Origin of the sequence: Paenibacillus sp. A3M_27_13 (assembly GCF_024213315.1) — a bacterium.
GTDB classification, from domain to species: domain Bacteria; phylum Bacillota; class Bacilli; order Paenibacillales; family Paenibacillaceae; genus Paenibacillus; species Paenibacillus polymyxa_B.
Window position 1 is genome coordinate 467,347 of sequence record NZ_JANAVE010000003.1, and the last position, 20,309, is coordinate 487,655.

The 20,309-nt window shown below is 48.3% G+C and carries 19 protein-coding genes and 2 pseudogenes; 18 read left to right on the plus strand and 3 right to left on the minus strand.

The annotated features are described in order from the left end of the window. Window positions 1-365: 365 nt before the first annotated feature. From NLX82_RS15075 to NLX82_RS15105, 7 genes and pseudogenes are all read left to right on the plus strand, one after another. Window positions 366-1,010, plus strand: a complete 645-nt coding sequence (locus NLX82_RS15075) for a precorrin-8X methylmutase (protein WP_013312413.1) — start codon at window positions 366-368, stop codon at window positions 1,008-1,010. A gap of 74 nt (window positions 1,011-1,084) precedes the next feature. Beyond that, window positions 1,085-2,230 (plus strand): cobalt-precorrin-5B (C(1))-methyltransferase, encoded by a 1,146-nt coding sequence (locus tag NLX82_RS15080; RefSeq protein WP_023990789.1) that lies wholly within the window; start codon window positions 1,085-1,087, stop codon window positions 2,228-2,230. Further along, window positions 2,223-3,479: a precorrin-6y C5,15-methyltransferase (decarboxylating) subunit CbiE gene (gene cbiE, locus NLX82_RS15085; protein ID WP_254348456.1), complete on the plus strand. Its 1,257-nt coding sequence runs from the start codon at window positions 2,223-2,225 to the stop codon at window positions 3,477-3,479. The genes NLX82_RS15080 and cbiE overlap by 8 nt, the downstream gene beginning before the upstream one ends. A gap of 31 nt (window positions 3,480-3,510) precedes the next feature. Further along, a complete protein-coding gene (gene cobI, locus NLX82_RS15090) occupies window positions 3,511-4,227 on the plus strand; it encodes a precorrin-2 C(20)-methyltransferase (protein ID WP_023990787.1) in 717 nt (238 codons plus the stop codon). Continuing rightward, window positions 4,224-5,018, plus strand: a complete 795-nt coding sequence (gene cobM, locus NLX82_RS15095; protein ID WP_053326306.1) for a precorrin-4 C(11)-methyltransferase — start codon at window positions 4,224-4,226, stop codon at window positions 5,016-5,018. The genes cobI and cobM overlap by 4 nt, the downstream gene beginning before the upstream one ends. Further along, window positions 5,011-6,096, plus strand: a pseudogene (locus NLX82_RS15100) (cobalt-precorrin 5A hydrolase); the annotation flags it as partial. The gene cobM and the pseudogene NLX82_RS15100, both read left to right, overlap by 8 nt. A gap of 6 nt (window positions 6,097-6,102) precedes the next feature. Continuing rightward, window positions 6,103-7,551 carry a cobyrinic acid a,c-diamide synthase CobB gene (locus NLX82_RS15105; protein WP_254348601.1) on the plus strand — a complete coding sequence of 483 codons (1,449 nt, stop codon included), beginning with the start codon at window positions 6,103-6,105 and terminating at the stop codon, window positions 7,549-7,551. 135 nt (window positions 7,552-7,686) lie between these two features. On the opposite strand, the gene NLX82_RS15110 is transcribed toward NLX82_RS15105, so the two are convergent. Next, window positions 7,687-8,136: an AbrB/MazE/SpoVT family DNA-binding domain-containing protein gene (locus tag NLX82_RS15110; RefSeq protein ID WP_023990783.1), complete on the minus strand. Its 450-nt coding sequence runs from the start codon at window positions 8,134-8,136 to the stop codon at window positions 7,687-7,689. A 439-nt stretch (window positions 8,137-8,575) separates the two neighbouring features. Between NLX82_RS15110 and NLX82_RS15115 the strand changes: the two genes are divergently transcribed. The 9 genes from NLX82_RS15115 (at window position 8,576) to NLX82_RS15155 (ending at window position 16,859) form a co-directional block, all read left to right on the plus strand. Further along, window positions 8,576-9,214 (plus strand): ThuA domain-containing protein, encoded by a 639-nt coding sequence (locus NLX82_RS15115; protein WP_023990782.1) that lies wholly within the window; start codon window positions 8,576-8,578, stop codon window positions 9,212-9,214. A gap of 102 nt (window positions 9,215-9,316) precedes the next feature. After that, window positions 9,317-9,676 (plus strand): phasin family protein, encoded by a 360-nt coding sequence (locus tag NLX82_RS15120; RefSeq protein WP_013312404.1) that lies wholly within the window; start codon window positions 9,317-9,319, stop codon window positions 9,674-9,676. Window position 9,677: 1 nt separating this feature from the next. After that, complete coding sequence (locus NLX82_RS15125) at window positions 9,678-11,348, plus strand: ABC1 kinase family protein (protein WP_069080890.1); 1,671 nt, start codon at window positions 9,678-9,680, stop codon at window positions 11,346-11,348. A gap of 23 nt (window positions 11,349-11,371) precedes the next feature. After that, complete coding sequence (locus NLX82_RS15130; protein WP_254348458.1) at window positions 11,372-11,929, plus strand: hypothetical protein; 558 nt, start codon at window positions 11,372-11,374, stop codon at window positions 11,927-11,929. A 270-nt stretch (window positions 11,930-12,199) separates the two neighbouring features. Continuing rightward, complete coding sequence (locus NLX82_RS15135; RefSeq protein WP_076295243.1) at window positions 12,200-13,648, plus strand: SulP family inorganic anion transporter; 1,449 nt, start codon at window positions 12,200-12,202, stop codon at window positions 13,646-13,648. A 219-nt stretch (window positions 13,649-13,867) separates the two neighbouring features. Next, a complete protein-coding gene (locus NLX82_RS15140) occupies window positions 13,868-14,533 on the plus strand; it encodes an amino acid ABC transporter permease (protein WP_023990776.1) in 666 nt (221 codons plus the stop codon). Continuing rightward, the gene (locus NLX82_RS15145; RefSeq protein WP_023990775.1) at window positions 14,514-15,191 is read left to right on the plus strand and encodes an amino acid ABC transporter permease; all 678 of its coding nucleotides are present in this window, start codon (window positions 14,514-14,516) and stop codon (window positions 15,189-15,191) included. Before NLX82_RS15140 ends, NLX82_RS15145 begins: the two co-directional genes overlap by 20 nt. Window positions 15,192-15,209: 18 nt before the next feature. Next, complete coding sequence (locus NLX82_RS15150; RefSeq protein WP_025721631.1) at window positions 15,210-15,965, plus strand: amino acid ABC transporter ATP-binding protein; 756 nt, start codon at window positions 15,210-15,212, stop codon at window positions 15,963-15,965. 18 nt (window positions 15,966-15,983) lie between these two features. Continuing rightward, on the plus strand, window positions 15,984-16,859 hold the full coding sequence (locus NLX82_RS15155; RefSeq protein WP_023990773.1) for a cysteine ABC transporter substrate-binding protein: 876 nt from the start codon (window positions 15,984-15,986) through the stop codon (window positions 16,857-16,859). Between the two features lie 483 nt (window positions 16,860-17,342). Here NLX82_RS15155 and NLX82_RS15160 read toward each other — a convergent pair whose 3' ends face one another. After that, window positions 17,343-17,585: a helix-turn-helix domain-containing protein gene (locus NLX82_RS15160; RefSeq protein ID WP_023990771.1), complete on the minus strand. Its 243-nt coding sequence runs from the start codon at window positions 17,583-17,585 to the stop codon at window positions 17,343-17,345. 167 nt (window positions 17,586-17,752) lie between these two features. Here NLX82_RS15160 and NLX82_RS27930 point away from each other — a divergent pair. Together NLX82_RS27930 and NLX82_RS15170 are read left to right on the plus strand one after the other, a co-directional pair. Then, window positions 17,753-18,113, plus strand: a pseudogene (locus NLX82_RS27930) (hypothetical protein). Between the two features lie 245 nt (window positions 18,114-18,358). Further along, a complete protein-coding gene (locus tag NLX82_RS15170) occupies window positions 18,359-18,466 on the plus strand; it encodes a putative metal homeostasis protein (RefSeq protein ID WP_175405225.1) in 108 nt (35 codons plus the stop codon). A gap of 420 nt (window positions 18,467-18,886) precedes the next feature. Here the strand turns inward: NLX82_RS15170 and NLX82_RS15175 are convergent, their stop codons facing one another. After that, entirely contained in the window at window positions 18,887-20,119 is a 1,233-nt protein-coding gene (locus NLX82_RS15175; protein ID WP_076156485.1) for a PHB depolymerase family esterase, read from the minus strand. Window positions 20,120-20,309 lie beyond the last annotated feature (190 nt).

Below are 20,309 nucleotides of genomic sequence, written 5' to 3' on the forward strand. Positions count from 1 at the left end.
GAAGTTGGTCGGTCCAGTCAATCCGATGAATTCAGAACGATTTCTGGCGTGTATTTAAAATATAGTCATCTTAAAATGTGCAGTTTTTGTGTAGAGGTGTTTGTAACTCCTTAACATGAATGTCATTTTCCCTATATAAGACGAACTTGAAAAATGAACATAAAACGGAGTAGTCGGAATGGTGCTGTACAAGCGTAGCGGTCGCTTTTGTCCCCGGATTTCTACGCTGATCATAGGTTTTATTCAAGGAATCCGGGGGCGGTGGCGATGGGAAGCACCATCCGACTCGTAGTGGAACAATAGGTAACTTTAATGTTCTAAGCTAATTTAATTTTCTAATTTTCCATAAGGGAGTGGTCGATACGATGGATTTTAAAACAGATTTCAAACCGCTAACGGTACAGCCGCAGGAGATTGAAGGCAAAAGCTTCGAGATGATCACAGAAGAACTGGGAGAGCATCCTTTTACAGCAGAGCAATATCCCGTTGTACAGCGTGTCATTCATGCATCTGCTGATTTTGAGCTGGGCCGCAGCATGGTGTTTCATCCAAAAGCGATTGAAGCCGGGGTTGCAGCTATTCGCGCAGGACAGCAGGTAGTGGCGGATGTGCAAATGATTCAAGCTGGGCTGAGCAAGGATCGTATCCGTCAATTTGGTGGGGATGTGCATGTGTACATATCTGACCCTGACGTCATGGAAGAAGCGAAAAGGCTGAATACGACACGCGCCATTATTTCGATGCGCAAAGCGATTCAGGCGGGCGAAGGCGGTATCTATGCCATTGGTAATGCACCGACAGCGTTGTTGGAGTTAATTCGTCTGGTGAAAGAAGGAGCGGCTAAGCCCGGACTGGTAATTGGCATGCCCGTAGGCTTCGTCTCGGCGGCAGAATCCAAGGACGAGCTGCGCAAGCTGGATATTCCGTTCATTACGAATATTGGACGCAAGGGCGGCAGTACAATTGTCGTAGCAGCATTGAATGCGATCTCCTTAATGGCTGTCCGCTAGATGCGGTTGTCCGTTTGCTGTATCATGAAATGAATTGGAACATGATCAGCAGAAGAGGTTAAGGAGGAATTGGCATGGAAAAGGAAGCGGCGTCCGTCGACAGGCCCAAACGGATGAAAAGCGGTGAAGCTCCCGCACCGGACAAGCCAATGCGGTCAGGCTTTACGACTGGAGCTTGTGCGGCTGCAGTGGCCAAAGGAGCGGTACAACTACTTATCACGGGCATTCCGCCGAAGGAAGCAGTGATATCGCTGCCCGCGGGCTTTGATCATGCGTTTGAGCTGATTGAGCCTGTGTTGGACGCGGACGAAGCTTCCTGCACGACGATCAAGGACGGTGGCGATGACCCAGATGCCACGCATCAGGCGAGAATTAGCGCCTCTGTTAGCTGGCGCGAGGAGCCGGGCATTGAGTTGGACGGTGGCATCGGCGTGGGGCGGGTAACGAAGCCCGGTCTGCCTGTGCCTGTCGGGGAAGCAGCGATTAATCCGGTGCCGCGCCGGATGATTACGGAGGCTGTGACAGGCGTGCTTGAAGAGCACGGATCGGCCAAAGGTGTCCGTGTCGTCATCAGCGTACCGGACGGTGAAGAAATTGCCAAGAAAACGTTGAACGGGCGACTTGGAATTCTTGGCGGTATTTCCATACTAGGCACGCGTGGTGTGGTCGTTCCGTTTTCTACGTCAGCTTATAAAGCCAGTGTCGTGCAGGCCATATCGGTTGCGCAAGCGATGAACTGCCAGGAAATAGTCCTGACCACAGGTGGCAGCAGTGAAAAATATGCCATGCAAATGTACGATCAGCTGACGGAAGAGGCCTTTATTCAGATGGGGGATTTTGTCGGCTTTGCCATTAAGCACGGGAAACGGCTGGGAATGAAAAAGATTATTCTCGTCGGTATGCCCGGCAAGCTGTCGAAGGTAGCTCAAGGTGTCATGATGGTTCACTCCAAGAGCGCACCGGTGGACTTTGGCTTTTTGGCTGAGGTCGCGCGTGAAGCAGGTGTGGACGAGTCGCTTGCAGCGGCAGTGGCAGAGGCGAATACAGCTACGCAGGTGGCAGATATGATGACCGAAGCGAATGCGCTGAGCTTTTTTGAAAAGCTGTGTACCTATGGATGTCAGCATTGTCTGGACCATGCAGGTGGTGGAATTGTCGTGGAAATGGTACTGGTAACGATGAAAGGGAACGTGCTGGGGAGGGCGAGAGTCGGTGAGTAGAGTGATTCGTGTCATTGGTATCGGTGAAAATGGAGCGGCAGGCCTGTCGCAGGAGACGCTGGAACACATTGAGCGTGCCGACCTGCTGGTTGGTGGAGAACGCCAGCTAGCCTTTTTCAAGGCATTCGCAGGGGAAAAACGAACATTAAAGAGCGGCTTATCTGCCGTGGTAGAAGAATTGGAACGGTTGCGTGAGGACAAGGATATTGTCGTGCTTGCGTCAGGCGATCCGCTTTTTTTTGGAATTGCAGGTTATTTGTCTGCCAAGCTGGGGGCTGAACATCTGGATATTTTGCCGCATCTCAGCTCGGTTCAGCTGGCGTTTGCGCGTCTCGGTGAAAGCTGGCAGGATGCGGTGCTGGAAAGCGTACACGGCCGTCCGATGACCGGATTGGCGCAGCGGATTGACGGACAGAACAAGGTCGCGCTGTTGACGGACGACCGAAATCATCCCGCCACAGTCGCTGCCTATTTGCTGCATTATGGCATGACGGAATATGATGCCTTTGTCGGCGAGCATTTGGGCGGACCGGATGAGGCGTATCAGCATTATACGCTGGAAGAGATGGCACAGAGAACGTTCCAACCATTGAATGTGGTTATTTTACGCCGCCGTAAGGGCGAAGACGTGCCTGCAATTCGTCGGGGATTTGGCTTCGAGGATGCGGAATTTCACCAGCGCAAGCCGGAAAAAGGGCTGATCACGAAGCGTGAAGTACGCGTATTCAGCTTGTCCGAGCTGCGTCTGACCGAACGAAGCATCGTATGGGATATCGGCGCAGGCTCCGGCTCTGTAGCGGTGGAATGTGCGCGGCTGGCCAGGTATGGGCAAGTATTTGCCATTGAGAAGAATGAAGGCGATCTGGCTAATGTCGAAGCAAACAAAATCAAATTCCGTACCGATTTCCCGGTCATTCATGCCAAAGCGCCTGCCGGATTGGAAGATCTGCCAGACCCGGATGCGGTGTTTATCGGTGGGAGCGGGGGAGAATTGGCTGAGCTGATTCGTCTGTGTGCTTCCCGTCTACGTAAGGATGGACGAATTGTAGTGAATGCTGCAACGATTGAGACGTTGCATGACGGTATGAAGGCGATGCAAGCAGCAGGACTCGATACTTCGGTGACGTTACTGCAAACAGCGCGTAGCAAGCCGATTTTGAATATGACTCGTTTTGATGGACTCAATCCGATATATGTTATTACAGGACAGCCGGTGGTGGACGTGGCTGATGAAGTAGCAGGGGAGTAAGCTGGTAATTCAAGAGGGGGAGAGAGACAGCATGAATACAGCGGCAACAGGAACACTTTACGGCGTAGGCGTGGGGCCGGGTGATCCCGAGCTGATTACAGTCAAGGCGTATCGCATGATTCAGGAATGTGCAGTTGTGGCTTATCCGAAGAAACGCCGGGGAGGTAAGTCGTATGCTCACGAGATCGTGGAGTTGTACGTCAACCCGGAGGAAAAGGAGATGCTGGGACTCATTTTTCCAATGACCAAGGACCCGGTTGTACTGGAGCGTGAATGGAACAAAACAGTGGTTGCTTGCTGGGAGGCACTGAGTCAAGGCAAGGATGTAGCCTTTGTCACAGAGGGAGACCCTAATCTGTACAGTACCTTTATTCATTTGGCACGGCTCATGAAGGATCTCCATCCTGAGGTGCCGATTGTATCTATTCCGGGCATTTCGTCTGTGTTGGGGGCGGCGGCAGCGCTGGAATTGCCTTTGGCAGACGGAGATCAGCAGGTCGGTATTATTCCGGCTACGGATGATCGGGAAGCGATGAAGCGGGCGATTGAGAATCACGATACGGTCGTGTTTATCAAGGTTGCCAAGGTGCTGGATTTGATTTTGGATGTGCTGGATGAACTCCATCTTGGGGACCGTGCTTCTGTCATTACCAAGGTCACTTCTCCTTATGAAATGGTATGGCGCAACGCACGTGAGCTGCGCGGACAGGAACTTGAATATTTGAGTTTAATGGTGGTGAGCAAATGACGTTGGAGCCCAAAGTATATATTGTAGGAGCAGGTCCCGGCGACCCGGAGCTGATTACTGTCAAAGGCTCCCGGATTCTACGCACGGCCGATGTGGTATTGTACACGGATTCACTCGTGAACGACGAGTTGATTGCCACGGCCAAACCAGAGGCGCAGGTACTGCAAAGCTCAGGCATGGACCTGGAGCGGCAGGTCGAGATCATGAGCGAGGCTGTGCAGGCTGGACGCAGTGTAGCTCGCGTACATACAGGCGATCCGGCAGTGTACGGTGCCATTTTGGAGCAGATGGTGTTGCTGAAGCAGCGCGGAGTAGCATACGAAATCGTGCCGGGCGTCAGCTCGGTCTTTGCTTCTGCGGCCGTGTTGGGTGCAGAGCTAACTGTGCCTGACCTGACGCAGACCGTCATTCTGACGCGTGCCGAAGGCCGTACACCTGTACCAGATCGGGAAAAGCTGCGTGATTTGGCATCCCATCACTGCACAGTGGCCTTATTCCTCAGCGCAACGCTGGCGAAGAAGGTAGTCGTTGAGTTTCTGGCGGCAGGCTGGAGCGAGGACACACCTGTAGCGGTTGTACAGCGGGCGACCTGGCCGGATCAAAAGATCGTACGCACGACGCTTGCCCAATTGCCAGCTGATCTGCGTGCAGCAGGTATTACGATGCATGCCATGATTCTGGCAGGCTGGGCGCTGGACCCGGGACTGGTGGACAAGGACGCGCATCGTTCCAAGCTGTACGACAAGTCGTTCACCCATGGCTACCGGAAGGGAGTGAAGTCCGGTGAGTAATCCATTTGCCGCTGTGGCGATCACGAAGCATGGAGTGGAAATGGTTCGCAATTTGGGAGCCAGCTTTCCGGGCACGGATGTGTATTACATGTCCAAGTTTGAGCGTGGCGACGAGCAGGAGCGTGGCATTCAGTTGTTCGAAGGCTCAGTCAAGCTGATTTTGCCGGATTTATTTAAACAATATAACGGTATTATTTTGTTTATTTCTCTCGGTGCAGTAGTTCGTATGATTGCACCAATTTTGGTGGATAAAAAGGTAGACCCAGCGGTAGTTGTCATTGATGATCGCGGCGAGCATGTCATTAGCGTATTGTCTGGCCATTTGGGTGGCGCCAATGAATTGACCCGCCATGTAGCGGCTGTACTAGGCGCACGTGCTGTAATCACGACTGCATCAGACGTGCAGGGCACGATTCCGGTGGACATGTTTGGTCGGGAATTGGGTTGGGTGGTCGATAGCTTCGACAAGGCCACTCCTGTGAGCGCCGCTGTTGTGAACGAGGAGCCTGTTGCGCTCATACAAGAGACAGGCGAACGGAACTGGTGGCGTTATGACAAGCCTGTACCTGTACATATCAAGGTATATGCTTCGACGGCAGAAGCATTACAAGAACCATTTAACGCCGCGTTGGTCGTGAGTGACCGTTTATTGGAGCCGGAGGAAGAGGAGCAGCTTCTTTCTAATGGCGTGCTGTACCGTCCGAAAAGCTTGGTGCTTGGCATCGGCTGCAACCGTGGGACTGCATTAGAGGAGCTGGAGGCGGGTGTGCTGGACACCTTGAAGGAGCTGCGTTTGTCCGTGAAAAGCGTACGGAATATTGCCACTATTGATCTGAAAAAGGACGAAGAGGGCTTACTTGCTCTTTGCGCCAAATACGGTTGGGAACTGGTGACGTATACTCCGTCAGAGCTGAATACGGTGCAGCTTCCCAATCCATCGGAAACCGTCTTCAAATACACTGGCGCATATGGGGTCAGCGAACCTTCAGCCTTGTTGTCTTCTGGTGCAGACCATTGGCTGCTGGAGAAGAAAAAAAGCGGCAATATGACGTTGTCTGTAGCGCGGGTTTCCTATGACTGCGTCATGAAGCAGGCTGCTGTACAGTCTGATCCATCTGCCGCTACGCGCAGAAGCCGTATTGTTGTTGCTGGCACAGGCAGCGGTGCAGGCAAAACGACGGTTACCCTCGGGCTGATGAAGGCGTTCGCCGCCAGCGGCCTGCGAGTGCAGGGGTTTAAGTGCGGACCGGATTATATTGATCCGACCTATCATACTGCCGCGACCGGTACTTCTTCCCGTAATCTGGATTCATGGATGACCTCACCAGATACGGTGCGTGAAATCTTTATCCGTGCTTCTGAAGGCGCGGATATTTCCGTGATTGAAGGCGTCATGGGGCTGTATGACGGCAAGGACCCGCTCAGCAACACCGGCTCGACCGCTGAGATCGCCATGCTGACGGACAGCCCTGTATTGCTGGTGGTCGACGTGCGCAGTATGGCACGAAGCGCCGCCGCTATTGTGCTCGGCTTTCAGCGCTTGGAGCCCAAGCTGCGCATTGTGGGCGTAATTGTGAATCGCTGCGGTAGCCAAGGGCACTATGGCATCGTCAAAAAGGCGATTGAGCAGGAGTGCGGCATCCCCGTGCTCGGCTGGTTAAAGCGTGATGACGGGCTGGATATTCCCGAGCGTCATCTGGGATTAGTACCTGCTGTGGAACGCGGCGAGCTGGAGCCGCTTTTCCAACGGGCGGCAGAGCTGATCCGCGTGGGTACGGATCTGGATGCACTGCGGGCATTGGCAGATTCGGCTCCGCCGTTGTCTCTGCCCGCACAACCGTTGTTTTCCCCGGATTGGCTTCCATCAGCAGGGCATGAAGCTGATACCGGGGAACGTCCCGTCATCGCCGTCGCCAGAGACGCGGCGTTCAATTTTTACTACCCGGAAAATATGGATTTGCTACGTCAGGCGGGAGCGGAGATTGTCTATTTCAGTCCTCTGGCGGGAGAACGCGTACCTGAGCAGGCAAGCGGCCTATACCTGGGCGGCGGTTTCCCCGAAGAGTTTGCCGCAGATATCGCTGCAAATACGGGCTTTTTGGAAGATATCCGCAACGCGGTGAGCCGGGATATGCCAGTATTCGCCGAATGCGGCGGTTATATGGTACTGGCACGGACACTTACGGATCGTATGGGTAATGCCCATCACATGGCCGGGGTTATTCCGTCGGACGTCCGCATGCAAGAGAAACGGGCCGCACTGGGATACCGGGAAGCAACCGCTTTGCAGGATTGCTTGCTGCTGGAGGCTGGAGAGACCATTCGGGGACATGAATTTCATTATTCTGTCATGCACTATGATGAATCATCCGTCCCCTACTCCTACGCCTATCAAACCAAGGGGATGCGTGGTCTCCAGAGCGAGGGCTATGCGAAAGGGAACCTTTTGGCAGCCTACACGCATGTTCATCTCGCTTCTCTTCCCAAAGCGGCAGCACGCTGGGTGGAACAATGCCAGGCTTACGGTCAATAGTTTTGCAAACGAGTCCACTACTTCATAAAAACGAAAAAAAGCCGATTCCCCTAAAGGGTCCGGCTTTTCTAAATATCAATAGACTTAAACCTTACATAGTTTGGAAGCGTATACATTACTTTTTTGGTGATTCGCTTACATGAGCTTTTTCAGTTGGGAAATCCTTCCCTGACTCACACCAAGCATGGAGGCGAGTTGTTTTTGTGAAGATGCTGGATGTTCTTCCATAAGCTCTCTCATTTTCTCCAAAATAACGTCCGTGCGCTGATAAATTTTTTTCATATGCATATTTTGCTTAAGTGGGGGTGAATGGGTTTCAGTCGCTGTGACCGGAAGTAAATCTTCCGTTTTCATCGAGGCTGCACATTCATCGCAGATAAACTGATCTTTAAAGTAGGTGTTGGTATCAACCGCACCGCAAAAAATACAGTTGGTTGATTTGTACTTACGGAGCATGAGTGTCTGGTCTTCAATAAAAAACTCTAATGGATCGCCGATGTCAATCTCCATCGTCATGCGCAACTCTTTAGGTAGCACAATTCGCCCCAAGCTGTCCAAGGGCCGGGTCATTCCAGTCCTTTTCATTCATGCAACCTCCCCGGTTTTTTAAGATTTATAGAATGTATAAGGTTTGAGGCAATTCTTATCAATTCTATAACCGCAAGCATAAATTCTTACAAAAAGCGGCCCTTTATTGTTAATCAAGCATGGACGCACTTTTTTTCTTACGAGTATACCATAAACAGGCCGAATCGCCATCGTTCAGATTTATAAATTTTGAATAAGTTTTAAATAAGTTTATCCCGAGCGAACATATATGCTATAATCTTCTGCTAAAGGATTTAATAGGCCGTCTGTAGAATTATTTATATATGCCGTAGCTCGGACAATGATGGCGGTGTTATGGGAAATGGATGAGGGCCAAACGGAATTTTCTGAGCGTTTTGACCCCACAAACAAGAATAAATGACACGGGTCCCGCCTTTAAAGTCCTTATATACAAGTCAGGCAAGGAGGATTTATCATGGAAAAAAGAAAAGCATTGTTGTTAGGAGATTATTCGTATCCGGAGTTTCACCCGCTGCAAGGGGTGGACGAAGAGATTAGCCATATTTTACAGGATTGGATGACCGTACAATGCAGTGAGAATCGTAAAATGCTGCTCAAGGAAAATCTAACCCCATTCGATCTATGTATCTCGTACTGTGATAGCCGCAAGGAGGTCCTGTCTCCTCAACAAACAGCAGGATTGCTGTCCTATGTTAGCGGCGGGGGTGGATTGCTTGTGCTGCATAACGGAATCACATTGCAAGGACGGTATGAGATTGCACAATTAATGGGGGCGCGTTTCTTGCGGCATCCGGCTGCCGGACCACTTTCCTTCAAAGTAACGGCGCCGGATCATCCGATTATGGAAGGAATCGAGCCGTTTGAGATCCAAGAGGAACCGTATCGTTTTGACTTTGATCCATTCACTGAAAAAACACTACTGATGGAATATGAACACGAGGGCGAGTGGTGGCCGGCGGCATGGTCACTGTCCTATGGCTTGGGTCGGGTCGTCTATTTGATGCCTGGACATAATCAGCCAAGCTTCCAGCACGAGGGATACCGCAAGCTGCTGCTTCAGGCTGCCAAGTGGGCTGGACGCTTTCCAGGTTAAACATAGATCATTCCATTCATTGAGGAAGGGGAGCTGCGAGCTTTATGCGGCTCCCCTTTTCAGGTTATACTATAGGTAATCACAGGTAGGGGAGGATATATTATGAGCGATTTGTTCAAAAAAGCCATCTCGTTGGGGTGGGGCCTCACCGTTGTCAGCAAAGAAAAGGTGGAGAAAGCCGTCGAGGATCTCGTAAACCGGGGAGAACTTGCGCCCTCGGAATCCAAAGCGCTGGTCGATCGTCTGATCGAACGAGGGGCAGAGGAACAGGGACAATTCAAAACAGTGATCCGCGAACAGGTTAGCCGCATTTTGCAGGAGCTGGAAGTACCTACCGAAAATGATGTTACAAGTCTGGAGCAGCGTGTGGCATTGTTGGAAAAACAGGTAGCGGAGCTGGAAAAAGAAAAGGCGGCGCTTACGGGTTCGAGCGACGCTGAAGAAGCGAACCGGCTGGATTAAAATGGCGGTTCGTATGAAGCACGCCGGTCGTTACCGGGAAATTGCCATGGCGCTGGCGCGTCATGGCTTTGGCTATATGGTGGAAGAAATGGGACTGTTCCAGCTGCTGTCATTGCCTCGCAAGTGGCTGACGAGAGAAACTCCCGAGTCCAAAACGCTAGGTGAACGGATTCGACTTGTGCTGGAGGATCTGGGGCCTGCATTCATCAAGCTTGGACAGTTGGCAAGCACACGTGCTGACCTGCTGCCGGAGCCTATTATCCGTGAGCTGGTTAAGCTTCAGGATCAGGTACCGCCGTTTTCATCTGAAACGGCGCGTGGCATTCTAGAGCAGGAGCTGGACACGTCATTAGAGGACATACTGGTTCGTTTTGACGATGTTCCGCTGGCCGCTGCTTCGATCGGGCAAGTGCATTTGGGCAAGCTGCACAGCGGCGAAATGGTCGCCATTAAAATCCAGCGTCCTGGCGTTAATCGCATTATTCGGCGAGATTTGGACATTTTGCGGGAACTGACCGCTATGGCAGCCAAGCGCTGGGAATGGGTAGAGCGGTATCAGCTTCGCCAGATGGTAGAGGAGCTGGGGAGATCGCTCATTCAGGAGCTGGATTACAACCATGAAGCCCGTAACACAGAGAAGATTGCGCTCCAATTTGAGCAGGACCCACATATCTATATTCCGAAAATATACTGGGATCATACCTCTTCCCGTATACTGACCATGGAGTTTCTAGACGGAACTCACTTGGGTAGTCGTGAAGAGCTATTACGCCGTGGATATAACTTGAAAGAACTGGCGCAGCGGCTGGTGAACAGCATGCTGCATCAAATTTTTATGGAGGGTTTTTTTCATGCCGATCCCCATCCGGGGAATTTACTCGTTCTGAAAAATGGCAGTCTCGCTTATTTGGACTTTGGCATGACGGGAAGGCTGAGCGAAGAGATGAAGAATCATCTCGCTTCCCTCATTATTGCCCTGATGCGCAAAAATACCGATGCCATGGTTCGGTCTATCGAACGTTTGGGTCTGGTCGAACCGGACACCGACCTGAATGCGCTGCGTGCCGATCTGGACAAGATACGCGAAGATTACTCAGACGTTCCTTTCTCACAGGTCAGTATTGGTGATGCTTTGAACGACCTATTTGGCGCAGCGCAGCGCCATCGGATTGGTTTGCCGTCGGACGTCCTGTTGCTAGGCAAGGCGTTGCTGACACTGGAGGGGGTCGTGGAGCATCTGGACCCCGATCTCAGTATTATCGCTTTGGCTGAGCCCTTTGGTAACAAGCTGTTGAAGGAACGCTTCAGTGGTCGTCGTATCCGAGGCAAGCTACTGGGTGGTGCAACCGAGCTGTTGGAGACGCTGATGGAACTGCCAGGACAGGCGAGACAATTGGCCTCGATTATCAGCAAGGGCAAGCTTAAGCTGGAGGTTACTGTGCCGGAACTGGAAATGCTTTTGCGCAGGCTGGATCAGATCAGCAACCGCCTGTCATTCAGTATCGTGCTGTTAGCGTTCAGCATTATTATGGTCGGACTGATTATCGGTTCATCGCTGAATCATCAGGCGACCATGCTGTGGAATGTACCTGCCATTGAAATCGGCTTTGTTGTAGCTCTCTTAATGGTTGCCTTTTTACTGTATTCCATTTTTAAATCGGGAAGGTTTTAGATACCGACCAGGAAGGAGGGGTTATGGATACACATAAGATGAATAATCTCCTAATTGCAGATGTGCCATGGCACCGCCTGACTACTCCTTATGGTAGGGGCACGGAGTTGCCACAATTGATATCCAACGGGGAGTACGCAGCAATTGCTGATCTGATAGAGCATCAAGGCACACTGTGGCAGGTTACGCCATGGGTGTTACTTTTCTTATTGCGTAATATGCATACGAGAAATTCGGATGATATCACGCTGAGTGAGTTGGAACTGTACCATGCGGTTGTTGGAGCATTGGACATGGAAAATGCACAGGAGGATTCACAGAAGTCTGTGGAATCTCTAACCATGCTGCTGGACGAAAAATATCTATGGCCGGCAGACAGCGATCCAGAAGAAGATGAACTGGAGTGGGAAGAGGAAGAAGCACGCGGTTATGATCCGGTAGCTTTTTGGAGTTATTATGACTATAGCTATCGATTATTAAAGCAAGCACTGCCTGACTTTGAAAACCTACTCCAGCACCATGCGGACTCGGAGTTTGCTGAAGCTCTATCGGAGCTTGTACAGGAATTGCAAAAATTTTGAATATAAGAAAACGAATAAGATGAAGATACTGGGCGATATTTCAAGGAAATAGATGATTTCTTTCTGTAAACAGCCTTTTAACTCATTCGTCTCTGCGAATTCCTTACGTTATAATGATGGACTGAATGTAACGGACCGGGTTCGTTTGAGAGAGACGAGCTGAATGATAGGAGAGCCTTGGCGATTGGCAGCTGGACGGATGCCCGAAACACACGGGTTGCGAGTCAACACGCTACTCTCTGTAAATATAGGAGGCTGGAACGAGACAGTATGAATCTTAGACAACAATGGTTCGGTAATATCCGGGCCGATATACTTGCGGGCATGACTGTGGCGCTAGCACTAATTCCCGAGGCGATTGCCTTCTCGATCATTGCAGGTGTCAATCCCATGGTCGGACTGTACGCCTCCATCTCGATGGCAATTGTCATCTCTTTTGCAGGTGGACGTCCGGCGATGATCTCGGCAGCGACCGGGGCTGTAGCTGTACTGGTCGTTGGCCTGGTGAAGGATCATGGCGTGGAATATCTGTTTGCAGCTACCATTTTGGCAGGAATCATTCAAGTGCTGCTGGGTGTTTTGAAAATAGGTCGCTTTATCAGCTTTATTTCGCAGCCAGTCATGACCGGATTTGTGAATGCGCTGGCGATCCTCGTCTTTATAGCGCAACTCACCCACTTTCATGGAGCTAATTGGATCATGTACGCGATGGTAGCGGGGACGCTACTTATTGTGTATATTTTACCGAGATTTGTGAAAAGCATTCCTGCCCCATTGACGGCAATCATCATTATGACGATCATTACGTATGTATTTGGATTGAATGTGAAAACAGTAGGAGATATCGGTACACTAACCAGCTCGCTGCCTTCATTCCATTTGCCGCAAATTGAGTGGTCGTGGCACACTTTGCGGATTTTGCTGCCGTATTCCTTTACGATGGCACTGGTTGGACTGCTGGAATCGCTGCTGACAGCCAGTATTTTGGATGAAATGACCGAAACGAAAAGCAATAAAAACCGGGAAGCCCGCGGACAAGGGATTGCCAACTTTGTAAATGGCTTTTTTGGTGGTATGGGTGGCTGTGCCATGATCGGACAATCCGTCATTAATGTCAGCTCAGGCGGAAGAGGGCGTTTGTCCACTTTTACGGCTGGGGTATTCTTGGCCTTTCTGCTGCTCGTGCTTGGCGGGGTTGTAAAGGAAGTGCCAATGGGCGCATTGGTGGGAGTCATGTTCATGGTGTGTATTGGAACTGTGGATTGGAAATCGCTCCGAAACATTGCCAAGGTTCCGAAAGCAGATACGTTAATTATGGTAGTTACGGTGATCATCGTGGTGGCTACGCATGATTTGTCCAAGGGCGTGATCGTGGGCGTACTGCTGAGTGCCCTGCATTTTGGCTGGAAAATGGCTAAAATTCGCATTAGCGCGACGGAGAACAACGATGAGAAGGTGTACCATGTCAGGGGTCCGATGTTTTTTGCATCAACAACTCGTTTTGTCGATCATTTCGAACCTTCGGATGATCCAGAACGTGTCGTTGTGGACTTTAGCCATTCTCATATTTGGGATCACTCGGCGGTTACTGCCATCGGCAAGGTGCTGCAAAAGTATACGAAATCCGGCAAATCTATTACCCTGCAAGGGTTAAATGAGGAAAGCCGTTTAATTATAGAGAAGCTTGGCGGTCCTGTAGTTACAGAGCCACTCGTGTGATGAATCGTATAGCATAAATCAAAGCTTGAAATGAAATTTATTCATTTCAAGCTTTTTTTATTTATTTCTGAAATAAAACAACACTTTTCTTCCTAAATCATAGATAAATATGACAAATTTTCATCAAAGTATTGACGTAATAATTGGGCAGGAATACAATCATTGTTATTAAGCAAAGCAAATACATAGGAATAATCGAAAATCGAAAGGTATGCACATATGAACTTAGACTGGGAGTTTATTGTAGAGAGCTTGCCGTTATATGGAGAAGCTATGTGGCTGACGTTGAAGATCGCCTTTTTTGCTATTCTATTTTCATTAGTCGTCGGTTTGCTGTGCAGCACAGTGCTGTATTACAAGGTAAGGGGAATTAGCGGCATCATTGTTGCCTATATTGAGCTTTCCCGAAATACGCCGCTGCTTGTACAGTTATATTTTCTGTATTATGGGTTTACGAAAATAGGTCTGCATATGAGCGAAATGACGTGTGCCATTGTGGGCATGACCTTTTTGGGCGGGGGGTATATGGCTGAGGCGTTCCGTGGGGGAATGGAAGCAGTGAGTAAAACCCAGACGGAATCCGGGCTGAGTCTCGGGCTGTCCAAGATACAACTGGCGAGATATGTTATTTTGCCACAGGCTTTTGCCATCAGTGTTCCGTCTCTGGGAGCGAATGCGATTTTTTTGCTCAAGGAGACTTCCATTGTTGGCGCCATTGCTTTATTAGATCTGATGAATGTGGCAAAAGACCTGATCGGCATGTACTACAAAACAACAGAATCACTAATTCTGCTGGTATTGGCATATCTCGTCCTGCTTTTACCTTTGTCGATACTGCTGACGTGGGTGGAAAGGAAGGTGCGATATGCTGAATTCGGGGATTAATGTGCTCTTTGAAGGTTCCAATTTCGAGCGTCTATTAGGGGGATTACTCGTTACGCTGGAGATTGCGCTACTTTCCATTATTATCGGTACTCTATTAGGCATTTTGATGGGGTTGCTGCGCACCTTAAAATCAAGACCGATTCGGTTTGTGCTGAAATTATATTTGGAGACATTCCGCATTATTCCAATTCTGGTGTGGTTGTATGTCGTATATTTTGGATTTACTCCTTTGTTGAATGTGAATATCAGCGGGGAATTGACAGCAATTATCGTATTCAGCCTGTGGGGAGCGGCCGAGATTGGTGACATCGTTCGTGGTGCATTGGAATCACTGCCCAAGCATCAGGTGGAATCCGGGCAGGCACTGGGACTGACATATAGACAGTTATACCGCCATGTGCTCATTCCCCAGGCGGTGCGCCGAATGCTTCCCGGTTCTATTAATCTGGCGACACGGATGATCAAAACCACTTCATTAGTGGTGCTGATCGGTGTAGTGGAAGTGGTCAAGGTCGGACAGCAGATTATTGAGCTCGGTGTAATCAAAGCGCCCTCGGCATCCTTCTGGGTGTACGGCTTTATTTTCATATTGTATTTTCTCGTATGCTATCCGTTATCCAGACTTTCCAAAAGATTTGAACGCAGATGGCAAAATTAGCAGGATGGGGTGGGTGTCATGGGAGAGGCTGTGGAGGTTTTACTCGAAATTCGAGGGCTGCACAAAAGCTTCGAAGACCGAAAAGTACTGCAACAGATTAATCTGGATGTAACGAAGGGGGAAGTCGTGGTCGTTCTCGGTCCTTCGGGATGTGGAAAAAGCACACTCCTCCGATGTCTCAATGGTCTGGAACCAGTCCAGAGCGGAGCTATCCGTTATAGAGGGCAGGACCTGACGGATAAGAAAGTGAATTGGCGCGAGGTGCGGCAGCATATCGGAATGGTGTTCCAGAACTACGAATTGTTTCCGCATATGACGGTCTTAGAAAATATATTGCTCGGCCCGCTTAAAGTTCAGCGGAGAAACAAGCAGGAGGCACTTGAGCAAGCGGAGCAACTATTGGAGCGAGTGGGTCTGCTGGATCGCAAAGATGCGTATCCGAGACAATTATCAGGCGGGCAAAAGCAACGGATTGCGATTGTGCGCGCCCTGTGTATGAACCCGGAAATTATGCTCTTTGATGAAGTCACCGCATCCTTGGACCCGGAAATGGTCAGAGAGGTGCTGGATGTCATGCGAGAGCTGGCACAACAGGGCATGACCATGATTATCGTGACGCATGAAATGGGATTTGCCAAGTCGGTAGGAGATCGTATCGTTTTTATGGATCAAGGACAGATATGTGAAATGACTACACCGCAGCAATTTTTTACCCAACCGGAAACAGAGCGTGCCCAGCACTTTCTGGATATATTTCAGTACGAAACGATATAAACAGGGGGATGAATACAGATGAGAAAAGGAATGAAGTTCACGACGTTATTACTGGCTTTGAGCTTGCTGCTTGTTGGTTTGGCGGGATGTGCAGGAGGCGGAAATACCAACGGTAGTTCAGGCTCGGCTAAATTTGCTTCGATTGAGGACATTAAAAAGAACGGCAAGATTCGAATAGGTGTATTTGCAGATAAGCCGCCTTTTGGCTACGTGGATTCGGAAGGGAAGAATCAAGGCTTTGACGTTTACATTGCGAAGCGGTTTGCCAAAGATCTCTTGGGTGACGAGTCCAAGGTGGAATTTGTCCTGGTGGATGCTGCCAGTCGGGTCGCCTATTTGGAATCCAACAAGGTAGATATCATCATGGCTAACTTTACGGTGACGGATGAGCGTAAAGAAAAAGTCGATTTTGCCAATCCATATATGAAATTATCCTTTGGCATTGTGTCACCTGACAGCGCTCCAATCACCACGATTGACCAATTGAAGAATTCGGAACAAAAGCTGATTGTCGCAAAGGGAACGACGGCTGAAACCTATTTCACGAAAAATTATCCTGACATCAAGCTGCTTAAATTCGATCAATACACAGAGATTTTCTCAGCCCTCAAAGACAAACGCGGCGCCGCCATTGCCAACGATAATACAGAGCTGATCGCCTGGGCCAAGGCCAACCCCGGCTTTACCGTAACCATCCCGGCCTTTGGTGGTCAAGATACAATTGCACCCGCAGTAGCAAAGGGAAATAAGGAGTTGTTAGACTGGATCAACAATGAGCTGGCTACATTAGGCAAGGAAAACTTTGTGCATCAAGCCTACAAGGACACATTGACCTCTGTTTATGGAGAAGGCTTTACAGATCAATTGGTTGTAGAGGGCGGCAAAGTGGATTAATCATAGTATAAGTTGTTGTTTTACCATAAAGAAGCGTTGGGACAACAAGCCCAACGCTTCTTTAATATGGGGAAAAGAGGGCCTTAGCAACCTCTTATTTTGTCATGGAAATGCCCACTGGGCTAATAGTAATCCTCATTCTCATGTTACAGTCTCACTGTCTCTCAATTCCATCTTCAGGAATGTATTCTATAATATCAGCGAGAGTAATAGCCCTTGTAAATCTTCGTTGGCGGGCAAATCTATTCAAAGCATCAAGTATATGGACTAGTGTTTCCAGTTCAAGTCTTTTGGTTTTGCCATTTACCATATCTATTACGGTAGCCGGACGTATTTTTGCTTCTGAAAAATACTCCTTTATCAGTATAGATTCTAGTTACACGTACTCTGAAATAATGATAACAATTATGCTAAATAACAAGGGAAAAAATATCCCTGCCAGGGGCAGAGATATAAGGTGCAGCGGACTATTCTGTGAATGAATTAGTGTTTCTCTAGTTCATTTTCAGGTATATATTCGAGAACATCATGTAGAGTTAATGGACGACCAGAGAGCCGAATCAGTGTTTCCATCACGGTATTAAATGTTTTAAATTCGATTCGCTTGGATGTATTGTTACACATCTCATAGATGGTATTAGGCCTGATTTTTGCCTCACGAGCGAGAGCGTTTTTAGTAATCCCGATTTCTCGAAGTAATTCTTCAAGTTTAAAAACAATTCCCATACATACACCTCATTATAGAAATTTAAATAGAAATAACATTAACTATTGAAGTTTATCTTTAAAGGATATAAAATAACTACAAAGGTTAATCTTTAAAAGTTATAAAATTTACAAATCTAATCTTTAGTAAAGACCGTTTTAATAGATGTGAAGGGAGCTAAATCTAAATGAACAAAAGTAATTTTGAAAAAGTAAGTGTCATTCTTGGTCCCTGTGATCTTCCGCATATGTATGAGCTTTTTGAAGGCTATCTGATCAAGGACCGTTACGTCATGATGATCGACAATAGCGTGCTTACTCTTCGACATGTAAAAAAGGAAAAGCATTATTCGCATCTATATGTTGATGGTGACACGGGAGGAATTCACTCTTGCAAGGCATGTACAACGTGAAGACATAGATGTGATTACTGAGTTGGTCGAACGATTGCGCAACATGGATGCATTAAGTTTTCTTACAGATGAATTGTTATGGAACACATGTCGGGAAGATATAGACTTTGATTTAGTTCGGAATAAAGGACTATGAAAATGGCGAACGTAAATCTGATTCGAATTTTTGTTCTCGTTTTACTTATATAATGTAACACAGAAGCGTAAAAGGGTGAAATGAACACCGTCCTAATAAAGATACATACTCTACCCAAAAGCTCTTGCATGCTAGTAGATTTCATTATATAATCTTAAATGATAATGAGAATCATAATCATTACTAACAGTCTTTAGGTGCATGCTCCCAATATGAGCCTAAGTGAATAGGATGGTGATGTGCACATGGCTAAAGCAGATGTGGCAACTGCCAGAAGACAGCTTCGGAGTCCGAACAAGGTAACTCGCAGACGAGCTTTGAAAACGATCAAAGCTGCGAAACGCGCGAAGTAGCAGGTTCCAAGTTAACTGCAAATGGCAATACCAGTGTCAAATTTTTCAGTCTCCTCGTTTTGATATTGCACCTGCTTTCCTGATGGTGGTACACAGGAAGGCAGGTGCCTTTTTTTATAGATATAAAAAAGCGCCAGGCGGGTATCGAACCGTTCTGGCGCATTATTTGGAGATAAAAAAAAACCAAACTCAAAATGAACATAAAAACGGAGTAGACGGAATAGTGCTGTACAAGCGAAGCGGTGGCTTTAAAAGCTTTCCGTAGGAAAGCTCGCTTCGGAAGCATCACCTCCCCGGATTACTACTCTATACAAGGCTTTGTTCAAGAAATCCGGGGGCGATGGCGATGGGAAGCACTATCCGACTGCGTAGTGGCACAATATGAAACTTTTAAGTTCGGTTTTAATACAAAAACTACACTTATTTCTTTTGTGCAAACAGCCATTCAATCATATCCTGATTTTGCAGAGCCGGAACCCAGGAGAAGTGTCCTGTAGGTTTGATAATCCCTGCTTCGTATTCAGTGAAGTGAATGAGGTTTCCGTTTTGTGCTTTAATGGCAGCGACCATTTCTTGCGAGTTTTTAGGACTTACTGTGGTGTCGTCTGCAGCATGGAAGGCCCAAATAGGAACGTTTTTCAATACCTCGACGTGTGTAGGTTCAACAGGCGCGTACATGTTAACGGCTTTTTCATAGTTGGTCAAACCGGCAATCGGCACACCTGCGGCGAACAAGTCAAGATTTTTCTCCAACAATCTCCACGTTCCCATAGCTCCTTGAGAAATACCAACAATATAGATTCGGTTGGTATCGATCGGGTATTTTAACGCCGTTTCACGTACCAAATCGGCTACAGCGCTGTTGCGTGGCTCATCCGCCCAAATGAATTTATGCTCCAGGTCAATCGGGCTTTGTGGAGCGATTACGAAGGATGGGTGTTTGGCTTGCTGCTCAGGAGAAGCCCAAGTAACAGCTCCGGCATTTGCCAGCAGGTTTACTCCGTTTCCGTCACCACGTTCGCCGTTTCCGTGCAGAAACACAACCAGAGGGTAGGTTTTGCCGGGCTCTACTTTAGGCTCAAACGTAAAGTAGTTCAGCTTGAAGCCTTCTTTATTTTCAAAGGTGTTTTTTTGGAAATCGTCCACGATCGGTGTAATATTATCCGTTGCTTTTACAATCTGTGCAGAGGCTGGGATAACTATTTTCTTTGAAGTTGCAATATCTTTCTTTTGACTAATCGTATAATTCAACGTGTTGATGCGGTTAACTGCGCTTGTTGCATCGTAAGTAAGGGTACTTGCATTTTTATCTTGCGTATCCAGCTCAATCACGACATATTTACCATGAGTACTGCGGTTGGTGATGGCTCCAGTATCATTGGTATATACACCGGTTACGGTTCTGTCTGTATATACATCATTGAGTACAGATTGAACCTGAAAGCTGGAAGTGGATAAGGATGCCCCGTCAATATTAGTGCTGTATTTCAGTACAACAGCAGAAACAACTTCACCCAAGGGCTGTACCTGCGTAAGCAGGGTAGCCTGTGGCGCTGGGACATCGGCTGCTGCGGCAGAGCTGGAGGATGGGAAAAAGATCGTAAGCAGGAACACGAAAGATAATAAAACAAGGGCAAAACGTCTTCTTTGCATGAGATTAATCTCCTTTGGTGTCATTTTTTAAAGCGCTTACTACATGTTCGGGATGGTTGACTGTATGCTGTGGAATTCATACAAATCAAAAAAAGGCAAACTCCGGGTACACAAGTGTACTCGGGTTTTGCCTTTTCAGTAACAATCCCACTTGAAGGATAGCACCTTCATTGGATTCTGACAAGTGAAA